Genomic DNA, 21958 nt, shown 5'->3' with positions numbered 1-21958 from the left:
AAGAAGATAAAGAGAGTAGAAAGGAAAAACGAAAAAGCCCAGCATAGTTGCTGGGCTTTCTTGTTTGGAGCGACACACGAGGTTCGAACTCGTGACCTCAACCTTGGCAAGGTTGCGCTCTACCAACTGAGCTAGTGTCGCATTTGTCTTTTAAGACTAATTTGAGATGGTGCCCCGGGCCGGACTTGAACCGGCACAGCGCGAACGCCGAGGGATTTTAAATCCCTTGTGTCTACCAATTCCACCACCAGGGCACACAAAATTCATTGTGATGGAGACACCATCTAGATACCGCTTTCGCCATATCTTTAAAACTTGGAGCGACACACGAGGTTCGAACTCGTGACCTCAACCTTGGCAAGGTTGCGCTCTACCAACTGAGCTAGTGTCGCATATTCTCTAAGAGAGAATGGAGGCGCCTCCCGGAGTCGAACCGAGGTCCACGGATTTGCAATCCGCTGCATAGCCACTCTGCCAAGGCGCCGTCTTGTCACTCTGGACTCTAACTTAATCGCTTTGCTTTAAGCAGTTCCTCTTGAGTACGGGAGGCATTTTACGCAATCAGAGAAATGAGTCAACACGTTTTTTTATATTTTGAATCGTTTGTCTAAGAAACATCCAAAAAGCGCTAATTTGCTCAATTTTCTAGCAAAAACATGCACATTTAGCACTAGAAAACTTGTTTTGCTTTGTTGTTGTATTTATATCTACAAAACCTAAGAACTCTGATATCACTTACCGAAGTGCCTCTCTTCGAGTATTAAAGCATTCAATAGTGACAAAAAAGGCGAGCTCATCGCTCGCCTTCTATTATTCATTATCTCTAATCATCTGCATTCAATAAATCATCTTTAGCAGCAGCTAGATATTGGAACATTGACCAGTAGGTTAATACCGTTGCAACATAAAGTGCACCGAAGCCTAGCCATACCATCCAATCGTCATAGCGCCAGATAAGTACCCATAGAGCAAACATCTGTGTCAGCGTCTTAACTTTGCCTACCCATGAAACAGCAACACTGGCGCGCTTGCCGATTTCAGCCATCCACTCTCTCAAAGCAGAAATGATAATCTCACGTGCAATCATGGTAACAGCAGGAATAGTTACCCAAATGCTGTGGTAGTGTTCAGTAATTAGAATCAACGCAGTAGCAACTAACACTTTGTCAGCGACAGGGTCGATGAAAGCGCCAAATCGAGAGGTTTGACCCAGCTTCCTTGCTAACATCCCATCTAACCAGTCGGTAAAACCGGCCACCCAAAACACCATTGCGGCAGCAAACGGCGCCCAGCTGTATGGGAGATAAAAAACTACAATGAATACGGGGATGAGAAATAATCTCAACAAAGACAGAATGTTAGGTATGTTTAAACGCATATTATTATCGGCTCTTTTCTACTGCGCCTTTATGTTGCGGGATTTTCTCTAGTGTTTCAATGCTTGATAGATGTTTTCTGCCAAAGATTTGCTAATTCCGGGTACTTTGGCGATTTCTTCTACACTGGCTCGCTTAAGTTCTTGCAAACCACCCATGTACTTCAGCAAGGCTTGACGACGCTTAGGACCGATTCCTTCAATCCCTTCTAACGGACTGGTACGTCTTGTTTTAGCACGTTTGGCTCGATGGCCTGCTATCGCATGATCATGACTCTCGTCTCGAATATGCTGAATTAGATGAAGTGCTGGAGCGTCACTTGGTAAGTTAAACTCACGCCCCTCAGGGGTAATTAAAGTTTCTAGTCCCGGTTTACGAGTCACCCCTTTAGCGATACCAATTAGTAATGGATGCTTAGGCCACTCTCCCCAATACTGAGAAACGATTTCAACCGCACGGTTGAGTTGCCCTTTACCACCATCAATAAAAATAACATCAGGAATTTTATCTACGTCGATTTGCTTAGAGTAGCGACGTTCAAGCACCTGTCCCATAGCAGCGTAATCGTCACCGCCAGTAATACCAGTAATGTTGTAGCGACGATACTCTTGCTTTAACGGCCCTTCTTGATTAAACACCACGCAAGATGCAATCGTACTTTCACCCATCGTATGACTGATATCGAAGCATTCCATGCGAGTTATGCTCTCCAACTCAAGTTCTTCTTGAAGGGCTTTGAAGCGCTGGTTGATTGTCATCTTATGATTGATTTTGGTGGTAATTGCCGTTAATGCGTTGGTGTTTGATAGTTTAAGGTAACGACCACGGGATCCCGTCGGGTTGACGTGGAAAATAACTTTCCTTCCAGCAATTTCAGACAGCGCTTCACCTAACGTACTGATATCCTCCACAAGGTCATCATTGAGGATGATTCGCGTAGGGATGGTTCTAGATTCTGTTTGATTCAGATAGTATTGGCTTAAGAAACTATAAAACACTTCTTTTCGGTCGGTGTTACTTGGGATTTTAGGGAAATGACTGCGGCTACCGAGTACTTTGCCTTGGCGAATCATTAGAATATGGACACAAGCGACACCTTTCTCTTGAGCAAAACCAAGCACATCCATGTCATCATCGCTGTCTTCGGAGACGAACTGCTGCTCTTGAACCCGTCTAATCGCTTGTATCTGGTCACGATATTTAGCCGCATCTTCGAATTTTAGATTACGGCTTGCCTCATCCATTTTCTCCACCAGCATTTGCAATACGTTACTGTCTTTGCCTTGCAGGAAGAGACGTAGCAATCCCACCAATTCTGCATATTCTTCATCGGAGATAATGCTGCTGACACACGGGCCAGCACAACGGCCGATTTGATACATTAGGCATGGACGGCTACGGTTAGCATAGACCGAGTCTTCACACTGACGAACCGGAAAGATCTTTTGAAGAAGGTGAAGAGTTTGCCTAACAGCGCCAGAGTCAGGGTAAGGACCGAAATACTCCCCTTTCTTACGACGTGCCCCTCGATGCATCGAGAGCCGTGGATGTTTGTGTCCAGATAAGAAAATATAGGGATAAGACTTATCGTCTCTCAGCAGTACATTATATTTGGGCAAGTACTGCTTAATATAATTGTGCTCAAGGATCAGTGCTTCGGTTTCTGTATGAGTAACAGTTACATCGATTTTCGCAATATTGCTGACTAAGGCACGTGTCTTTTCGCTATCGACTCGTTTGCGAAAATAGCTAGTAAGGCGTTTTTTGAGGTCTTTGGCTTTACCGACATAAATAACGACCGACTCGGCGTCGTACATTCGGTAGACGCCGGGTTGGTTTGTTACAGTCTTTAGAAATGATGTTGAATCAAAAATGTGTTCCGACACTACAATGTCTCAGTATCTAACATTCCATGTCGAATAGCTAAATGAGTCAGTTCAACATCACCATTGATATCCAGCTTACTAAAAAGTCTGTATCGGTAGCTATTAACTGTTTTCGGGCTCAAGCTCAGTTGCTCTGAAATATCTGTTACCTTCTGTCCTTTGGTGATCATCATCATGATTTGAAGTTCACGTTCAGAAAGGTCTTTAAACGGGTTTTCAGACGCTGATGAAAATTGGCTAAGTGCCATTTGCTGAGCAATTTCAGGAGAAATGTATCTCTGACCACTATTGACGAGTCGAATAGCGTTGACCATTTCATCAGGCGCTGCACCTTTGGTTAGGTACCCGGCGGCACCCGCTTGCATTACTTTCGTCGGAAACGGATTTTCCGTATGTACAGTTAACACGATGATCTTAATGTCTGGATTGTGGCGTAGAATTTTCTTTGTTGCTTCTAAACCGCCAATACCAGGCATATTCATGTCCATTAAAATGACGTCAACATGGTTGCTACGACACCATTTTACGGCTTCTTCACCACTGTCAGCTTCTCCTGCTACATTCATTCCACGGACGTCTTCGATAATACGTCGTATCCCTGTGCGAACCAGTTCGTGATCATCTACAAGGAAAACATTAATCAAACTTGTATCTCCACACTTGTCTATTGGCTCTGCGACCACTTGAGGTTAGTGGATAGCAGCATGGCTAGCTATCTTACCTCATTTGAAACTAAATTGCTCTCGTACAAATCGTGCACAAGCGCAAACTTTGGCAAACACATTACGATGAAGATGAAGCGTCGTCAATCATAAAAACTTTAAAATCATTAGGTTACAAATTAGTCACTCATCCTAGTGCTTAAACGTAACTCCTCGTTTTACTACGATTATTTCCCAATGTTCACCTATGAAACCCAGTACACATCATATGCCAAAAAATCACAAAAACTCGATATAAATCACTATTCTAATTTATACTGTTCGTTACTAAAGTTTAGCGCATATTCATAGATTTTCGCGGTTGGTAAGCCTTTGTTACACTACTTCCTTACATGTGATTATCAACCAATGATATTTTGCTTAAAATTTACGCAAAGCCATTATGCCGGTAGGAAAAAACTGAGTTGGACATCCATAAAGGGTTTCTATTAACCCGACAATCAAGAGACACGCGTCAAGGACCACAGATTGAGTTGTGGATTTCCACTGTGAATGGGCCCGTCCAAATTCTAATTGAGGGTCAGAAACCAGTTTTCTTCGTGCCACGACATTTTGCAGAGCTGGTCGATGACTTAGCATCTGATGCTCGACTTCCTATTGCCCTCAAGCCTGTAGAACTAAAAAGTTTTGAGGGTGAAGACCTCTTCGCGGTCTACAGCCAATCAATTTCCGGTGCGCGCAAGCTTCACGAACTCTTGTTGAATAATGACATTCTGGTTCTTGAAGCAGATATTAAGTTAGCAGATCGCTTTCTAATGGAGCGTTTTATCCAAGGCAGTTTAGCGGTCACTGGTAACTGTGAAGTGATCAATGCCAACACTTGCAACCAGTACATTCGAATCACTAATGCCAAGTGCAAAGCCTACGACTACACGCCTGAATTAAAAGTAGTTTCTCTGGATATAGAGTGCTCTGAGAAAGGCCAGTTGTATTCCATTGGCCTTGATAGCGCGAGGGATAGTCGCGTTATTATGGTAGGTGAAGCGCAGGCGTGCGCGACCCAAGTTCAATGGGTCAACGATGAAAAAGCCTTACTTGTAGCGTTAAATGACTGGTTTAAAACGTTCGACCCCGATGTCATCGTAGGGTGGAGTGTCATTGATTTTGATTTTAAGTTACTTAATAAACGAGCAGAATTGAACCATGTGAAGCTCAGTTTGGGTCGAGGCGATCAGAATATATACTTTCGTACCTTACCTTCTAGTCAGCAAAGCTTTATCACTATTCCGGGACGTGTGGTGTTAGACGGTATTGATACCTTAAAAACCGCCACTTACGGTTTCCGCTCTTGGTCTCTAGAGTCGGTTTCTCAAGAACTGTTAGGCGAAGGAAAAGCGATTCATAACGTGCATGACCGAATGGCAGAAATTAACACCATGTTCCGCCAAGACAAGCCATCACTCGCTAAGTATAACCTGCAAGACTGTGTGTTGGTTAACCGCATCTTTGCACACACCCACTTGCTAGAATTCGCCATTGAACGTACCAAATTAACAGGCGTTGAGCTTGACCGAGTAGGCGGGTCGGTAGCAGCTTTCACTAATCTTTATCTCCCTCGTCTACATCGCTCTCATTACGCGGCACCTAATTTGCACCCTGAGAACTGGGTAGCAAGTCCAGGCGGTTACGTCATGGACTCCATCCCAGGGTTGTATGATTCAGTACTTGTGCTCGATTTTAAAAGCCTTTATCCATCCATTATTCGCTCCTTCTTGATCGATCCTATGGGACTGATTGAAGGCTTGAAATTGGAAATTGGTAAAAATGACGACCAAGCTGTAGCAGGATTTAGAGGAGGTCAATTCCATCGGACGCAGCATTTTCTTCCAAATTTAATCGAAGAATTATGGAAAGCGCGCGATGTCGCAAAAGCCAACAATGAAAAAGCATTTTCTCAAGCCATCAAGATCATTATGAACTCGTTTTATGGTGTTTTGGGCTCATCAGGCTGTCGATTTTTCGATACTCGTCTAGCCTCCTCAATTACCATGCGTGGCCATGAGATAATGAAAACATCGAAACGCTTGATTGAAGAAAAAGGATATCAAGTTATTTATGGTGACACCGATTCAACCTTTGTCTCATTGAATGGTAAGTTCGATGCTCAAAGTGCGGATAATATTGGTAACCAACTTATCGACTATCTGAATACGTGGTGGGCCGATCATCTCAAGAACGAGTACAACTTAACGTCCATTTTGGAATTGGAGTATGAAACCCACTATCAGAAGTTTCTAATGCCAACAATAAGAGGTTCCGAAACCGGATCTAAAAAGCGTTATGCAGGGTTAATTGGAGATGGTGACAAGGAACGACTGATCTTCAAAGGATTGGAAAGTGCCAGAACCGACTGGACTGCACTGGCGCAACAGTTTCAGCAAAAACTCTATATGATGGTGTTCAAAAACCAAGATCCATCTGACTATGTCCGTTCATTTGTGGAAAGCACTTCACGAGGTGAGTTTGATGACCAATTAGTCTATCAAAAGCGCCTGCGCAGAAAGCTGCATGAGTATCAAAAGAATATTCCCCCTCAAGTACGAGCGGCTCGCATGGCAGACGACATCAACCAACAATTGGGACGACCATTGCAATACCAAAACAAGGGAAGAATAGAGTATGTCATTACTTTAAATGGACCCGAGCCGGTTGAGTATCAGCGTTCACCCATTGATTATCAACACTACATTGATAAGCAACTGCGGCCGATTGCTGAGGCTATATTACCTTTTATTGGTCAAAGCTTTGATGATTTGAGTGCGCCTCAAATGGGGCTCTTCTAATAGTAAAGTTAGCCAATTTTGAATTCTGTTTTCTTGTACTCATTAGCAATCCATGTGCCAAATTCATCCAAGATACCCACCACTGAACGTTTGGGAATGACTCGATTACCTAACAAGATCCCAAGACGTTCAACAGTTTGCTGGCGCTCCGGAAAATAGTTTAAGAATTGCAAACCACACTCCTTGGGTTCATCTATCCACTTCTTGTGTTTATGTAGAACAAGTCCATAAGCAGCACGTAAGAGTTTCTTCGCCATCTGGCGCTGCGCCATTAGCATTTGGTCTTTTGTTGTTGCTTGCGCAATTTCGCTACGCAGATTGATAGAGCTCTCTGCAATATCCATATTCCACTGCTTAGAAATTTCCCAGCTAGGAATATACTCGCCAAAACACTCGGCCAAATTTTCACCATACACATTAATACAGCACTGCTTAAGTAAGAAACCCCACGTAAACAATGCATCAAGTGATACCACTTGCTTTACGAGCGCAGTACGTATCGAGATACCTCGCACAAAGGGAAACTCTTTTTGAAAGCGCCAATTAATACTGTTGAAAAGAGACGTTCGACTGTCACTGAATGATTGATGAGTAACCACAACAACATCCAGATTGGATATGCTAGGGATGGCTCGCCCCTGCGCCACGGAACCATAGATATAAACGCTGTGGAGATTGTCTTTAAGCCCAGCTTTCAAACAAGCTAATAGGTCCTGGACGACATCAACATATTGAGGTTGAGCTACCAGCGATGAAAGTGAATTCGGAGTATGCACGATATCGATTTAGAGTACTGCGGATAGAACTATTCTACGTTTCGAAATGTCGAGATTCAATGCTCAAATGAATCATAGCCAGCATCACATGTTTCTTGAGCAAAGCCCGACTTCGGACGTATAATTGTCTGTCTAAACAAAAAACGAAGGAAATATTCCCATGCCTAAGGCAAGTGAGCTAAAAAAAGGTTTTGCGATTGAGTCAAATGGCAAAACGTTGCTAATCAAAGATATCGAAGTAACGACTCCAGGCGGTCGTGGCGGTGCAAAGATCTATAAATTGCGTTGTACTGATTTGGCAACAGGCTCAAGAGTTGATGAGCGTTTCAAGTCTGATGATACTCTAGAAACCGTTGAAATGAACAAGCGTAACGTGACATTCTCTTACGTTGATGGTGATGAGTATATCTTTATGGATAACGAAGATTACAGCCAGTTCACGTTCAAACATAACGAAATTGAAGACGATCTACTGTTCATCAATGAAGACACTCAAGGTGTACAAGTTATTCTAGTAAACGGCAGTGCTGTGGGTCTTGAACTCCCTTCATCTGTCGAGCTCGTTATCGAAGAAACTGACCCGTCAATCAAGGGCGCATCAGCATCTGCTCGTACAAAACCAGCTCGTCTGTCAACAGGTCTAACCGTACAAGTACCTGAGTACATCGCAACAGGTGACCGTGTAGTGATCAACACTGCAGAACGTAAATACATGAACAGAGCATAAGTTATGTCAGAACTGATTTCATACGATGACGTTATCGAAGCGGCCTACGACATCTTCCTAGAGATGGCCCCTGATAATCTTGAACCTGCAGATGTCATTCTTTTCACCGCACAGTTCGACGACCGTGGGGCTGCTGAGGTTGTAGAAACAGGTTTGGATTGGGCTGAACAGGTAGGATTCGACGTTGATGAAACCTACGCAGAAGTGCGTATTGGGTTGGTAAACGAAGAAGACGATGTTCTTGATGATGTGTTCGCGCGCTTATTGGTAAGCCGTGATCCAGAGAATAAGTTCTGTCATATCCTTTGGAAGCGCGATTAATCGTTGGTTTCCATCCATTAAAAAAGCTCAGCAAACGCTGAGCTTTTTGTTTTACGCTAAGTATTGAGTACTGACATAAATCACTACCAAACATAGGTCATAGAAATACCGGCACCCTGAGATGAAGCCCACGGCAACAGTTGAACATTTGGGTCCAACTTGTCGGTAAACATCCAGCCAGTAAAGACACCGATAGCCGCACCCGCAGCAACATCGCGCCAATAGTGTTTGTCCGCTTGTACACGGCCAACGCCTACTAAAGTTGCGACTCCATATGCGGGTAAGCCGACCTGCCACCCATGCCTTATGTGTAAGGTAGTTGCAGAAGCAAATGCATTTGCCGTATGGTTTGATGGAAAGCTTTTGTTATCGCTACCGTCCGGTCTCGGTGCATCGATCGTATGTTTTCCTACCAAACCGATAGCCGAGGCAGAGCCAATACTCAAACCTGCCTGCCAAACACCTTCCCAATCTTCTTGGTAGGCTGGTAACCCCGCCGCTAAACCAACCAATCCATAGGCGCCAATATCGCTGAATAAATCCCAGTTATCCTTATTAGAGGCAGACGCCAGCGAGCTAATAAGTACGCCCAAGATTAATAGAAAGAAACGTTGCATGACAGAAACTTACCGTAAGAAAACTGGCAAAGAGTCTACCTGAACTTCAGGAAAATGAATACGTCATGCAATGTCTATTTACTATTTCAATACTCAGTTGCTTTCTGGAAAGCTTATTTTCTGGAAAGCTTAGTCGCCTGCTTCTTTAGCTCGAAATCAAACTCATCAGGGAATAAAATAACCCCTTCTTCATTTTGATTTGGGAACACGACCACAGCCAATTCGTCATCTTCCAAACCATAGGTCCAGCGGCTATGCCATTTATTTAGAGAGATTGCTTCTGCTTTGCAGTGATCCCACTCTCCTGTAGCCCATTGCTCAGCTAGTTCTTGGTGCGGCCAAACTGGAACACAATCTTCATCTTCCGTGTTTAACATGACACAACCATGTTCATCGGTCAGAATCCAAATCTGACGTTCTTGAACCATAGTCTTCACACTGTACTTCAGCCGTTTCTCTTCGTCATAGCTGGAGATTTCATCGATTTGCTGTTGCTCTAATGCCATCACTGAACACCTTTATGTAGATTCGAAAATTAAAAAACCCCAGTACCTTAGATACTAGGGCTTTTTTCAAACTTAGTGAATAATTACACCAGCTCGTTCTGAAGCCAAGGCCAACCTTGCTTCTTACGACTTAGTGTATTCTCCATCATAAGCATGCCGTTTTCTTCGTGCTTAACCAGTTTCTCAGCCCACTCACCTTTGTAGATTAGGCGAGTTTGTGCTGTTGTGATATCCGTTAGCATTACCGCTGCAAACGCTAGACCTTGTTCTTCACAACGACGAGTTAAGTCTGCTTCAAGCGCGTCAATCATGCTATCTACTTGCTCAAGTGTCGCAAGTTCAACTTGGCCAACAACCACGTCACGACCATTGAATGGGTATGCTTTAAGGTCTTTTTCTACTAGCTCAGCAGCAGACAGGCCCTCAATGTTTGTTTTTGCAATCAGAAGATCTTTGATAAATGCATCAAGATCTTCAACACCAGCGATCTCTGCTAGTTCCGCTACTGCATCTTTATCTTTTTGAGTACACGTTGGTGAAGCGAAGCCTACAGTGTCAGACAAAATTGCAGACATCATTAGGATAGCGAGAGGACGAGTGATCTCAGCGTTTTCCATCTTGAATAGATTGAACAAGATAGTACATGTACAACCCACAGGCCAAATCCAAGCTTCAAGAGGGTTAACGGTCATGACGTCACCTAAACGGTGGTGGTCAACAATACCTAGAATTTCAGCTTCATTGATATCATCTGGTGCTTGAGCTAAATCGGTATAATCAACTAACCATACTTTTTCACCAGCAACGCTAGTGCGAAGTTCTGGTTGGTCAACACCTGCTGTTGCAAGGATATGTTGAGTTTCACGGTTAATTTCACCTTGGCGAACTGGCTGTGCTTCAAGACCACGAGCTTTTAGAAGTTCTGTTGCAACGAGTGCACCACAAATGCTATCACTATCTGGGTTTTTATGACCGACAACTAAAATCATTTTGCTTCCTAACTAATTCTGATCATCAGGCTCATGCGCCTGCTTTACATCTCACAAAGGTCGTTACTTTACCTGAATTTCTAAATTTGTCATCGGTTGATGTCAGATTCGTTCTATTTCTTCGCGTAGAAAACCACATTAATAGCATTGAGAATTATTCTCATATATGTATAATGATAATAATTCTCATTTGATATCGGTAAAGTGTATGCAACAGGTAAAGAACCTCGCTATCGTGAATGGATTAACTATCGACCAGTTCACACCAAAGTATAAGCGTCTAATATTACCTAATGCTATGGCTGCCCTACTCGCCTCTAGTGTTACAAGAGAAGTCACAATAAATGCGCTTTCCGATGCTTTCTGGGCCGTCTCCTGCTATGTCGTATTTACCTTAGTCGTTTATCATCAAATATCTCAACTGATATCTAGTCAAAACCGACTCGTCGAGCTTTATCACCACTCACCAACACATCAAGTTGTCTTTTCTTCGTTGTTAGGGGCTCTACCCGGCTGTGGTGGCGCGATAATTGTTACGACGCAGTTTGTTTCCGGTCGAGTTGGCTTCGGTTCCGTCGTCGCGGTATTAACGGCAACAATGGGTGATGCCGCATTCTTGATTCTAGCGAGTAAACCTAGCGTGGGATTAGGCCTTGTCGCGATGGGTGTCGTTGTCGGGATGATCTCAGGGTTAATTGTAAACAAAATACACGCTGCCGATTTCCTGCGCCCGAAATCCGCTAATCCTTCGGCAAAACGCGTCTCACAAGTAAATAACACAGATAATACCGATTGCACATGTAAAGCCACACAGGAATCAACGGGGGTTCAAAGAGCAGCGATCAATCTACAAGGACTATTCTGGAAGTGGATTATTGTGCCCGCTTTGATAGTTGCCTTTGCTATGTCATTTCAGGTCGACATAAACCAAGTACTTGGTTTGCCAGCCAACAGTATTGAGTGGACTGGTGCGGTCTTAGCCGTGGTAATGATGTTTTTGTGGGCCTTCACCAAAGAAATCAACGACTATCAAAGCACGGTCGCGGAAGACGCTAAAATCGCGTCATCACACCCAATGCAAAAAGCAGCGCAAGACACTCATTTTGTGAGTGCTTGGGTCATAGTGGCATTTTTGTTTTTTGAGCTAAGTGTCCACTTTGCACATATCGATTTAGGTTCTGCGCTATCTGGTTATGGCATTTATATGCCTCTTGTAGGGATGCTGGTTGGTCTACTACCGGGTTGCGGACCGCAAATTTTGGTAACTAGTCTTTATATTACTGGTGCGATGCCAATGTCCGCACAAATTTCGAATGCCATCTCTAACGATGGGGATGCTCTGTTTCCTGCAATTGCACTCGCTCCTAAAGCTGCGTTAGCCGCTACATTTTACTCGGCAATACCCGCAATCATCGTCGGCTACGGGTATTACTGGTTGTTTGAACTATAACTTGGTCAATTAATTAAGTGCATGACCGATACGATTGCACGACTGTCTAAGCCTCGATTAACCGGGATAATTTGGATCTGAACCGGTTCTTTATTAAGTTTCTCTCCCGTCCAGTAATCGAACCAGTCACAAGGTAACTCAGCGGTCAGGGTGTACTCCGTTACATCATCGTCATAGTGGAACAAACAATGCACTCTGCGATCTTCTGACAGCTTCAACGTTGCGTGATTCATCGATAGTGATGTAAATGTTGACGCATTGGTCGAGTGTCGCTGGCGTGACACCAAACGTGCGAGCGTTTCCTCAGCAAATGGTGTGAGTTCTGGTAATGGGTCTCCCGATAACAACAACCCGCCACTCGCCAACAGAACATTACGATGGAATTCGTAACTGGCTCTATCGGTGCCTTGATTAGGTAGTGAAGTAAACGTGGCACAATCTGGGTCAATCAACCACAACCTCTGATGTTGCCAACTACGATAGAACGTCTCCTTGGCAATTTGTTCAAATCGATGTGGATCGCGTTCTACGTCATCAGAAACACGCATTGCATCAACCAACCCAAGTGAAGGCCACATTGGTGCGTTGCAACCCAGAACTAAGGCGTCGCCAGCACCTTCGTTTATTGCTGCCATACCTAGGCGATAAGCTTCAACACCAGTGACACCTTTCTGGTAACGTTGACCTTTTAAGGTTCCCCAGTAGTTGGCATCCAGCTTGAACAGCTCCACACCCCACTCTTCTCTCATGGTTTTAACAACACGAGTTAAGTGCTCTTGAACTTCTGGATGTGACGCATCAAGGATGTACCATGGCGTACAGCGCCAACCTCCATAAGTAATATCCTCCGCCTTAAGCAGTTCACCATTGTCATGCTTTAGAAACCATTCAGGGTGATTTTTAAATACTTCCGATTCCGCTTGAGCGATAAATGGTGCCATCCATATGGCCGGTTTTTTTCCTTTTTCACGAATATTGTTGATCAGTGATTTTACGCCACCTTCAAATTTTTCCGACGGTGTTAACCAGTCTCCCATAAAAGATTGGTAACCGTCATCAAGCAGCACCCACTCCAAGTCAAACATCTTATCAGCCATGATTTCGACGTTTTCAAGCACGTTTTGCTTAGTTACATCGGCATAGTATGCGTACCAAGAACACCAACCGATGGGACTGTCACCTGAGACGCCAATTCTAGTGGGATGATGATTTGAAATGAGGTTAGCGTATTCGTTGTAGACCGACTCTAGGCTATCGCCATGCAAGACCGTTAGCGATTCCAATTGGTTGTTTTCCCAATGCTGCGGAGAGCTTTCCTCACCATCAATCAAGGCCACAATGTCTACGCCATGACCGGTATGTTGCAGTTCAAAATAACCGGCGAAGCGATGACATGAGGTAAAACCATATAGGTGAAAGCCAGTAGACTGCTCAACAACCAGATAATTGTAGAAACGGCGCGGCGCATCTTCAGGATATATTCGATAACTACTGTTGTTGTCTGGGCATCGGCCTATATCGATAAAGCCATCAAGTTTTCCTGCGGTTTGGCACAGCATTTGGAAACCATCACCAAGAACGTACGCTCCAGATTCGATCTGATTTTCAAACTGCACTAATGCGGTACGGGACGACAAAGGAGAGAAATGAAGACTAACATTTTCAAAATGCAGCTCTTTGCCTTGTTTGGTTACCTTAATTTCAGGATTGATAGCCAATGCATCAAGCTCTTGAGATACAGGGATATATTCGGTCATTGAACCCTCGACCATAAATTAGGAAGTTGCTTATTAAGTATATTGTTAGGTAAAAAAAAACCCATCCTAATGGATGGGTTTTGTGTACTAGTTAAAACTATGGGAGACCAATTGCAATTAAGCTACTTCGATCGGTCCACCGAACGACGTCACTGGCGGCACTTTGCCTGTGAACTTCTCGAAGTTTACAAGACAAGTATTTGCAGATGTCGCCTGTGCCAGCTCAGAAGAAGGAATATCTTGAGTTAGCGTATTTGGATCACCATAGGTATCGATCGCACCGATTTTTTCGTTTAGAGGACCATACCAAGCACCCTCTTCAATACGAACCACACCAGGTGCATAGCTATCAGTAACCACAGCACCCGCTAGAAGCTGACCACGGTCATTGAATACGCGAACTAAATCACCGTCTTTAATGCCTTTTGCTTTCGCATCTTGAGGGTTGATGTAGATTGGCTCACGCCCCTGTACAGCATAAGTCGCGCGGAATTCTTCAGATTCACACATTTGTGAGTGAAGACGCTTGTCCGGGTGGCACGATTGTAGCCAGTACGGGTGCTTGTCAGAACCAGGACCGCCATGTGAACGCTCAGACTTTTCAAACCACATTGGGTGCTCTTGGCAATATTCGTAACCCATGTTGCCGATGGTGCGGCTAGTAATTTCGATAAAGCCTGAAGGCGTACCCAGTGCATTGATCTCTGGATCTTCACGGAAGTCGGCGTGGCGAACCCAAGGTTTACCAGTACCGAAGTCAAGGAAGCCTTTTTCCCAGAACTCTTCAAACTCTGGTAATTCAAACTTGCCTTTGTTCGCCTCTTTACAGTTGTTATAAAGCGACTTAACCCATTCCATTTCAGACATACCACGAGTGTAATCGTCTGAACGACCCCAACGACGAGTAAGCTCAGTCATGATCTCGAAGTCTGTCTTCGATTGGAATAGCGGGTCGACCAGCTTATGCATCGCGATTAGGCCACGGCCAGAGTATGCACCATAACCATCAATATCGTTACGTTCCCACTGAGTACAAGCAGGTAATACGATATCAGAGAAACGACACGTTGCCGTCCAAGCAAAATCAACAGCGACAACAGTGTGAAGGTTACGGAACGCTTTCTTCATGCGGTTGCGATCTTGATGGTGATGCCAAGGGTTGTTACCACTAAACACCATCATCTTAAGATCTGGTAGCGTCACAACAGAACCGTTTGAATTAATCTTCTTACCCGGCTCCACAAGACTGTCTACCCAACGCGCTACAGGAATAACTCGGCTGTAACCGTTGAAGTCTTGGTTGGTGTACTTAGGCTTTTGACCTTGGTCGATATTCAATGGGAATGAACCCGGTGCTGCGAAGCCTGTTGATGGTACGCCAATACCTGAGTAGTGGTGACCGTATGATACACCGCCGCCTGGCAGACCGATTTGACCGATCATTGAGGCAAGTACGGCACCCATCCAGTATGGTTGCTCACCATGTTCTTGGCGTTGTACACACCAACCAAATAGGATTTGAGTGCGCCCTTGAACCAGCATACGTGCAAACTCACGAATCTTGTCCGCAGGAACACCACAGATGTCTGCAGCCCACTCTGGAGTTTTCTCAACCTTGTCTTTGGTCTCACCCTGAACGTACTTGATGAAGTCTTCGAAACCTAGGCAATACGTATCGATGAACTTTTTATCATACAAGTCTTCGTTATAAAGAGTGTGAGCCATACCTAGCATGAACGCCACGTCTGTTTGCGGGTTCACATATAGGTGTTCGTTTTCTAGATAGCGTTGAGTCTTGTTTTTAACTGGGTCAACAGAAATAACATTGATCTCTTTCTTCGCTACTTTTTCTTTAAGCTGTTCTAGGTAAGCAAACGACTCATGTGTTTCACAAGTCCAACCTACCTGCAGGTTTTTCACTGGATCGTTAGCCCAAAGAATAATGTTGTCACTATTCTCAAGGATCAGTTCCCAAGACGTACCCTGTGCGTAAACTTCTGTAGAGCCAAGCACGTAAGGTAGGATTGTCTGACCTGCACCAGTTGAGTAGTCACCCACTTTCTTAACAGAATAGCCGTGTAGGCCCATGGCACGCATCATGTGGTTAGTACAGCTGTGGAACTGACCTGTTTGACGCCAACCTGTTTGACCTGTGTGCAGTGCCCATGGACCGTAATCTTTCTGTACACGTTCTAGTTCACGGTAGAACAGGTCAAGTGCCTCATCCCACGTCACACGTACAAAACGATTGTTACCACGAGTTTCAGCAGCATATTTGTGCTTCTTCAACCAATCAAGGCGAACCATTGGGTAACGCACACGTGATGGGCTGTAAATAATACCCTTAATGCCGTTAAGCATGTCAGTTGGGTACTTATCAAGTTCTAACGGTTTAATTTCTTGAACTTTTCCGCCCCATACACGGGCGCGAAACGCGCCCCAGTGAGAACCAGATGTCTTCCAAGTACCATCAGTTTCCGCTGCACTTGCAGACGCCGAAGCCAGCAAACTTGGTCCAATCAGTGCTGCTGCACTTGAGCCAGCTGCGCCTTTAAGGAAGCTTCTTCTTGTAATTGCCATTTTATTACTCCAATTGACGTCTATTAGTGGTGACCTTCAGAATAATCTGAAGAGTGCTTCTGTAGATACTTAAGAACAAGCGCTTCTGTATCTGTGTCGAAGTTCACGAATGCGATCATACCGTCTAGCATACCTACCCAACCGTTAGCACTGAAGTGCGCAACATCCGGTTGTGTGTGACATGTAGAACAGTTGGTTTGATACGCTTCACCAGCTGCATCCCAAATTGGATTGAAGTCAGACACCATAGAACCTTGTTTCATCCAAAGATCCACAGCAACTTTCTCCCAAGGAAGACCCGTTAACTCATCTTCTTTCTTCTCGCCGACATGAACGTCACTGCTCTGAGATACTTCACGAGTTAGAATCGCGGTAGAAATGTTCTTACCAAAGTCTTCTTGAATAACGCGACCGAAGCCTTTCGCCTTACGCCAGCCATCAATTTCAACTTTAATCATGTCACCTTTCACATCTAGGATTTCAACTTTACTTGCAGGGCTTAGTAGACCCGCTTCAGTTGTACCCGTTTCGTCTGTATAAAGAGGTAAGTGACGAATGGACACCACTTCACCGCCTTTAGAGTAAGACGTGCTATTTGCAACTTGCTCTAGGTCACCCACAATACCGCTTGCTTTAGCCATATCTTTAGGCAAGTTGTGCGCAATACCTTTGTGACAGTCAACGCAGCTTTGGTCACGTTCAGCCGCTGATTTCATTTGGATACGAGCCGTTGGAGACATTTGCTCAAAGTCCATTGACTCATAGTTGTGACAGTTTTTACATTCTAAAGATTTGTTGGCAGAGAAACGATCCCACTCGTGGCGAGCAAGTTCGAAACGACGCGCTTCGAATTTCTCTGGTGTATCTAGGTCGCCAAATACTTGCGCGAATACTTCTTTAGAAGCCTGCATCTTACGTGCAATTTTGTCCGTCCAGTTATGAGGAACGTGACAGTCTGGACAAGTAGCACGAACACCAGAGTGGTTTTTCCAGTGAACGGTTTCTTGCAGCTCTACGTAAACGTTGTCACGCATTGTGTGACAACTAATACAGAATTCTTCTGTGTTTGTTGCTTCTAGCGCAGTGTTAAAACCACCCCAGAAAATAACACCTGCGATAAAACCACCAGCAGTCAACACACCCAAGCTGATGTGAACTGCTGGGCGACTGATAGTACGCCAAAGTTTGATTAAAAAGGATTTCATGACTAACTCTCTTGAATATCGTAAATGAATAAAGGGCTATGGAATTAGCCGTGTACACCAGGAGGACCAAATACGAAGATTTGAAGCATCCAAACGATAAATCCGTAACCACCTACGATAGCTACACTCAAAAGAGGGAAGAAGACGGCGCAGATGAAGAAAAATGATTTCCACTCCATACCATGCTTTTCAGCACTCTCAACTTTGTTAACATCACTCATACATTTGCCTATTTTGTATCGTGTATAGTTTGCGAATTGCACTAGTTTGCAACTCAATTATTTAATATCTCTATTGGAAAATGCTAAACCATACTAACCGTGTGGTTCAATCAATTCCGACCATTCATACCTTATTAATCAACCGTTTTTTGAGTTCATCCAGAGTTGTATTTAATTAAAAATCGATGTGTAATTTTGTTAACAGTTATGAAAAAATAATATCGTTATAAGTATGTAAAACACATTACAACTTTGCAACTTTAACCCTTTAGAGTAAGCTCGGAAATTCGATTTTTGACGTGATATTTTTAGATTTAAACAACACATTTGTTAATGAAATGTATCTTTTCTCATTTAAAAATAGGTGGTTAAGCATTCAGTTTGCGGTAGAATTTAGCCTCTCAAACACCACTAAATAGGGTCAATATGCAGCAAGTCGTCGATATAAGTTGGTGGCAAATACTCTTGTTTTCACTCACTCTGCTGATCCCGTTTTCTATCAATAGCTACTACAAAATCAACATTGGACGCGATGCCATTATCGGTTTGGTGAGAATGACGGTACAGCTGGCATTAGTCGGCCTCTACCTTGAATACTTGTTTTATTTAAATAGTTTAGTCATCAATCTTATATGGTTAGCGGTGATGATAGTGGTAGGCTCAAACGCTATCGTTAATAAAGCAAAGCTGCCTAAATATCCATTAATGGGCTTCGTCAGCATTGGTCTAGTAGTCGGTCTATTTCCTATTGTCGGATTACTGTGCATTGCCATCATCCAACCAGAACCATTTTACAGTGCTCAATACGTCATTCCTTTGGCGGGTATGCTGTTAGGAAACAGCCTAAGTGGCAATATCGTCGCGTTACAAAACTTTTTTGGCTCTCTAGAAAACCGATGGAGCGAATATGAAGCCTCTATCGCGTTAGGAGCACCGATTCCTCTAGCGACCCTGCCTTTTATTAAGGTCGCACTCCAGAAGTCCTTAGCTCCTATTTTAGCGACTATGGCGACAACCGGGTTAGTCTCTCTCCCTGGCATGATGACTGGTCAAATTTTAGGCGGTGCTAGCCCGCTGATAGCGATCAAATATCAGCTTGTCATTATGATTGCGATTTTTGTAATGATGACGATCTCAATAACCATCAGTCTTAACTTAGTAGTACGCCGAAGTTTCAACGAAGCCGGCAAGCCGAAAATTCGATTTATTGATCCTCAATAGATCTTCAACTTTCATTGTTACTCACCAAATTTAAACCAAGTTATCCACAGCTTATGTGGATAACCAAGCTATTGAGTTTAGTATAATTATTGGTTATCACTACTACATATGGTGTGCTGATCATACTGGATCAGATTTCTTCATCTTATTGTCATACCTTCTGGTTATTTTGTGTTCTAAACAGTCACTCCTACTATATAGAAACACACACGGGCAGTGGCTTAACCCAGCTCGTATTATCGAGAGAGGAAGGAACCCATGCCGAATAACATGGATTTTGAAGACGGTATAGATAACGAGGCTAAAAACTGGCTCATTCACGAACCTGAAGAGCTTAAGGACATAATGGCTGACATTCCCTTTTTTATGGAAGGCAGCAGTACCAAAAGAGTGGTTATATCTTAAAGCCATTTAGACCGACACAAAAAAAGCGCCAAAAGGCGCTTTTCTACAATGAGTCCGTTATTTAATCTCTTAGGTAGATCAACCAGTAAAGCATACCGACGAAAACACCACCGCCGATAATGTTGCCCAGTGTTACCGGAATTAAATTGTTGACGACAAACGTAGCAACATTCAAATCTGCAAAGTCGGAAGGATTTGCGCCAATCATTTGCCAAAACTCTGGTGACGCAAAGTTCTTAATACCGATCGCCATTGGTACTTGAAATAAGTTCGCAATACAGTGCTCAAAGCCCGCAGAGACAAACATCGCCACTGGCAAAACCATCACAATGATTTTGTCAGTTAAGGTTCTACCACTGAATGTCATCCAGACAGCTACGCACACCAGTACGTTACACATAATACCAAGTGCAACCGCTTGCCAGAAACCATGATGCAGTTTGTGCTGAGCGATATGCATGGTGTTCAGTCCCACCTGCCCTGCATCAAACATATATTGTTTTGCTGTAAGCATGATTCCAACAAGAAGTAGCGCCCCTAGCATATTGCCAAAATAAACAACGAACCAGTTCTTGAACAATGAACGCCATGTAATCTTGCCACTGGCACGAGCAACTAACGTCAGTACCGAACTGGTAAAGAGTTCTCCACCAGTGATAATGACCAGTACTAAACCTAAACTGAACGCCAGTCCACCAAGAAAGCGAGTGATACCCCAAGGGAGATCACCAGCACCCGTTGTAATGGTTGTATAAAATATAAATGCGATACCTATGTGCAGACCTGCAGTAATCGCCAAAAGAAAAGACTTCATTGGGTCTTTTGTTGCTTTACCTACACCGGCCTCGGCCGCACGTTCTGCCATTTGTGGTGGCAGTAAGGCATCAAACTGATTCATTTCCATTTTGCTCTATACATATTTGGTTACATGTCAACTGGGCGCGGATAATCGCTCCAATCAATAGATAAAGCAAGATCTATTTATCACTTTAATCGCGTTTTTCTTGACAGGTGGAAAATGAATCCGCATTAAGGTTTATGTGACAAGGATCACTCGTCGATTTTCAAAAATAAGTGTTTATATTTCACTATTGAAAATGTTGAACTTGAATATCGGTAATAAAGATAACTGATAAAAAAACGCCGCATGAAGCGGCGTTGGTTTGAAAGATGCGAGACTTTAAAACAAGCCATTAAGATTTGTCTGATTTCTCTTGAAGTGCGGACACCAATTTCTTCAAGGCTTCAATGTCTGCCTGATTCTGCTCGGCTCGGTCTAGTGCTACTTGAGTATCCTCTGAATGTCCTTCGGTATTTTGCTCTTGTAACAGAGCTATTTGCTGTTTCAGTAGTTGATTTTCTTTCTGTAGCGCTTCAGAACGATCCGCCTTCCTCAATTGCTCAACATCATGAGCAATACGTTCAGACTGTGCTGTAAGAGATTGATCTCGATAATCGTTACCCTTTGCCACCGAAGATATCTTGTGCAAACGTGATTCAGCCTCTAGCACCATGGGTTCAAATTGAGATTTCTCGACATTAATCAACTTGTTTACTTCAGCGACAACCGCCTCGAGACGTCGGAACTGAAAGTTGATCTGATCGACTTGATGTTCTATCTCGGAAAAACTTCGTGGTGACTTGGCAACATACTTCGCCAATTCAGCGGTCCCCTGCTCTACATAGCCATAGCTCACTGGTGCCAATGTATTGTATTTTAACCGACTTAGATCTGACAGTCGCTGCTCCAATGGCTTGACGTACATGGCATCAATAACGCGAACTTCAAGTGCCACAGCGTTATTGAGGAATGTCTCTTGATAGCTTTCAGCATGCTCAGTTTCAGATACGACTAGATACTCAAACAAGCGCTGATAATCACGATTTAAATTGTTCATCGCATGTCTGAAATACTTGCCTGCTTCTATTTTATTAAGGTAGGCCATTTGACTCATCGCAGGTGCGAGCAAGACATCCGCTTGCTTTTTGAGTCCTTGAATTGCCTTATAATTATACTCCACAGAATTAATGCGATCTCGGAAACCAACCGCATACGTCTCACTAGAAAAGACGGAATGCTTCGCATCGACTTGCGTCGGGTCTTTACGCATTTCTATGAATAGATCATGCGCACTTTTCCAAGATGACATCATATCGCGGTAGTTTTCTGGCGCATAAATTCGAAGTGCATCCGCACCTTCCAATTTCTTCGACCATACGGCATAGGTGCCTGAAATCTCGCTAAATACCCTACTTCTTGTTTGACGAACCTCTTCCGGCGTCAAATTGGCATGGGACTCATTAGCCGTTGGGGTACTCGCACACGATGCAAGCCCCAAAACACACATTAATACAACAGCCAAATTGCGTGTAGACATCTACTCTCCTAATAACCTGGTTTCATCATATGAACCAA

General features: G+C 43.8%; 19 protein-coding genes and 4 tRNA genes. 6 read left to right on the top strand and 17 right to left on the bottom strand.

All coding sequences use genetic code 11. From position 1 onward, the window contains the following. Positions 1-65: 65 nt before the first annotated feature. From OH456_RS13705 to uvrY, 7 genes are all read right to left on the bottom strand, one after another. Positions 66-141: transfer RNA gene (locus OH456_RS13705), tRNA-Gly, on the bottom strand. A gap of 26 nt (positions 142-167) precedes the next feature. Continuing rightward, positions 168-254: transfer RNA gene (locus OH456_RS13700), tRNA-Leu, on the bottom strand. A gap of 62 nt (positions 255-316) precedes the next feature. Then, a tRNA-Gly gene (locus OH456_RS13695) sits at positions 317-392 on the bottom strand. An 18-nt stretch (positions 393-410) separates the two neighbouring features. Further along, a tRNA-Cys gene (locus OH456_RS13690) sits at positions 411-484 on the bottom strand. 339 nt (positions 485-823) lie between these two features. Then, the gene (pgsA, locus tag OH456_RS13685; RefSeq protein WP_038225942.1) at positions 824-1378 is read right to left on the bottom strand and encodes a CDP-diacylglycerol--glycerol-3-phosphate 3-phosphatidyltransferase; all 555 of its coding nucleotides are present in this window, start codon (positions 1376-1378) and stop codon (positions 824-826) included. Between the two features lie 48 nt (positions 1379-1426). After that, positions 1427-3262 carry an excinuclease ABC subunit UvrC gene (uvrC, locus tag OH456_RS13680; RefSeq protein WP_198558023.1) on the bottom strand — a complete coding sequence of 612 codons (1836 nt, stop codon included), beginning with the start codon at positions 3260-3262 and terminating at the stop codon, positions 1427-1429. Next, positions 3262-3906, bottom strand: coding sequence for a UvrY/SirA/GacA family response regulator transcription factor (uvrY, locus tag OH456_RS13675; RefSeq protein ID WP_006075673.1), 645 nt, complete (start codon positions 3904-3906; stop codon positions 3262-3264). The genes uvrC and uvrY overlap by 1 nt, the downstream gene beginning before the upstream one ends. A gap of 482 nt (positions 3907-4388) precedes the next feature. Here uvrY and OH456_RS13670 point away from each other — a divergent pair, with 482 nt between their 5' ends. Continuing rightward, a complete protein-coding gene (locus OH456_RS13670) occupies positions 4389-6767 on the top strand; it encodes a DNA polymerase II (protein WP_240206110.1) in 2379 nt (792 codons plus the stop codon). Positions 6768-6775: 8 nt separating this feature from the next. On the opposite strand, the gene OH456_RS13665 is transcribed toward OH456_RS13670, so the two are convergent. Next, positions 6776-7543 carry a nucleotidyltransferase domain-containing protein gene (locus OH456_RS13665; RefSeq protein WP_124939942.1) on the bottom strand — a complete coding sequence of 256 codons (768 nt, stop codon included), beginning with the start codon at positions 7541-7543 and terminating at the stop codon, positions 6776-6778. 160 nt (positions 7544-7703) lie between these two features. Here OH456_RS13665 and efpL point away from each other — a divergent pair, with 160 nt between their 5' ends. Then, positions 7704-8270, top strand: coding sequence for an elongation factor P-like protein EfpL (gene efpL / locus OH456_RS13660; protein ID WP_006075135.1), 567 nt, complete (start codon positions 7704-7706; stop codon positions 8268-8270). Between the two features lie 3 nt (positions 8271-8273). Continuing rightward, positions 8274-8591 (top strand): HI1450 family dsDNA-mimic protein, encoded by a 318-nt coding sequence (locus OH456_RS13655; RefSeq protein WP_006075134.1) that lies wholly within the window; start codon positions 8274-8276, stop codon positions 8589-8591. 83 nt (positions 8592-8674) lie between these two features. On the opposite strand, the gene OH456_RS13650 is transcribed toward OH456_RS13655, so the two are convergent. From OH456_RS13650 to OH456_RS13640, 3 genes are all read right to left on the bottom strand, one after another. After that, positions 8675-9208, bottom strand: a complete 534-nt coding sequence (locus OH456_RS13650; protein WP_006075133.1) for a phosphatase PAP2 family protein — start codon at positions 9206-9208, stop codon at positions 8675-8677. 113 nt (positions 9209-9321) lie between these two features. Next, positions 9322-9714 (bottom strand): DUF2750 domain-containing protein, encoded by a 393-nt coding sequence (locus OH456_RS13645; RefSeq protein WP_006075132.1) that lies wholly within the window; start codon positions 9712-9714, stop codon positions 9322-9324. Positions 9715-9797: 83 nt separating this feature from the next. Then, positions 9798-10703, bottom strand: coding sequence for a manganese-dependent inorganic pyrophosphatase (locus OH456_RS13640; protein WP_270033666.1), 906 nt, complete (start codon positions 10701-10703; stop codon positions 9798-9800). 208 nt (positions 10704-10911) lie between these two features. Here OH456_RS13640 and OH456_RS13635 point away from each other — a divergent pair, with 208 nt between their 5' ends. Beyond that, on the top strand, positions 10912-12153 hold the full coding sequence (locus tag OH456_RS13635) for a putative manganese transporter (protein WP_270033665.1): 1242 nt from the start codon (positions 10912-10914) through the stop codon (positions 12151-12153). 5 nt (positions 12154-12158) lie between these two features. On the opposite strand, the gene OH456_RS13630 is transcribed toward OH456_RS13635, so the two are convergent. The 4 genes from OH456_RS13630 to torE all read right to left on the bottom strand — a co-directional run bounded on the left by OH456_RS13630 (position 12159) and on the right by torE (position 17916). Continuing rightward, positions 12159-13910, bottom strand: a complete 1752-nt coding sequence (locus OH456_RS13630) for a glycoside hydrolase family 36 protein (RefSeq protein ID WP_038226068.1) — start codon at positions 13908-13910, stop codon at positions 12159-12161. A 117-nt stretch (positions 13911-14027) separates the two neighbouring features. Next, positions 14028-16490 (bottom strand): trimethylamine-N-oxide reductase TorA, encoded by a 2463-nt coding sequence (gene torA / locus OH456_RS13625; protein ID WP_006075128.1) that lies wholly within the window; start codon positions 16488-16490, stop codon positions 14028-14030. A gap of 23 nt (positions 16491-16513) precedes the next feature. Beyond that, on the bottom strand, positions 16514-17695 hold the full coding sequence (gene torC, locus OH456_RS13620) for a pentaheme c-type cytochrome TorC (protein WP_006075127.1): 1182 nt from the start codon (positions 17693-17695) through the stop codon (positions 16514-16516). Between the two features lie 44 nt (positions 17696-17739). Next, on the bottom strand, positions 17740-17916 hold the full coding sequence (gene torE, locus OH456_RS13615; protein WP_006075126.1) for a trimethylamine N-oxide reductase system protein TorE: 177 nt from the start codon (positions 17914-17916) through the stop codon (positions 17740-17742). Positions 17917-18342: 426 nt separating this feature from the next. On the opposite strand from torE, the gene OH456_RS13610 reads away from it, so the two are divergent. Together OH456_RS13610 and OH456_RS13605 are read left to right on the top strand one after the other, a co-directional pair. Further along, on the top strand, positions 18343-19137 hold the full coding sequence (locus tag OH456_RS13610; RefSeq protein ID WP_270033664.1) for an ABC transporter permease: 795 nt from the start codon (positions 18343-18345) through the stop codon (positions 19135-19137). 258 nt (positions 19138-19395) lie between these two features. Next, positions 19396-19542, top strand: a complete 147-nt coding sequence (locus OH456_RS13605; protein WP_006075124.1) for a hypothetical protein — start codon at positions 19396-19398, stop codon at positions 19540-19542. Positions 19543-19603: 61 nt separating this feature from the next. On the opposite strand, the gene focA is transcribed toward OH456_RS13605, so the two are convergent. Together focA and OH456_RS13595 are read right to left on the bottom strand one after the other, a co-directional pair. Beyond that, positions 19604-20446, bottom strand: a complete 843-nt coding sequence (gene focA, locus OH456_RS13600; RefSeq protein WP_031496119.1) for a formate transporter FocA — start codon at positions 20444-20446, stop codon at positions 19604-19606. 289 nt (positions 20447-20735) lie between these two features. Next, the gene (locus tag OH456_RS13595) at positions 20736-21920 is read right to left on the bottom strand and encodes a hypothetical protein (RefSeq protein ID WP_252038175.1); all 1185 of its coding nucleotides are present in this window, start codon (positions 21918-21920) and stop codon (positions 20736-20738) included. Positions 21921-21958: the final 38 nt, after the last annotated feature.

The organism is Vibrio sp. La 4.2.2, from assembly GCF_027586995.1.
Classification (GTDB): domain Bacteria; phylum Pseudomonadota; class Gammaproteobacteria; order Enterobacterales; family Vibrionaceae; genus Vibrio; species Vibrio mediterranei.
Note: the sequence above shows the minus strand (reverse complement) of the source record. Positions and strands in the feature narration are given on the sequence as shown.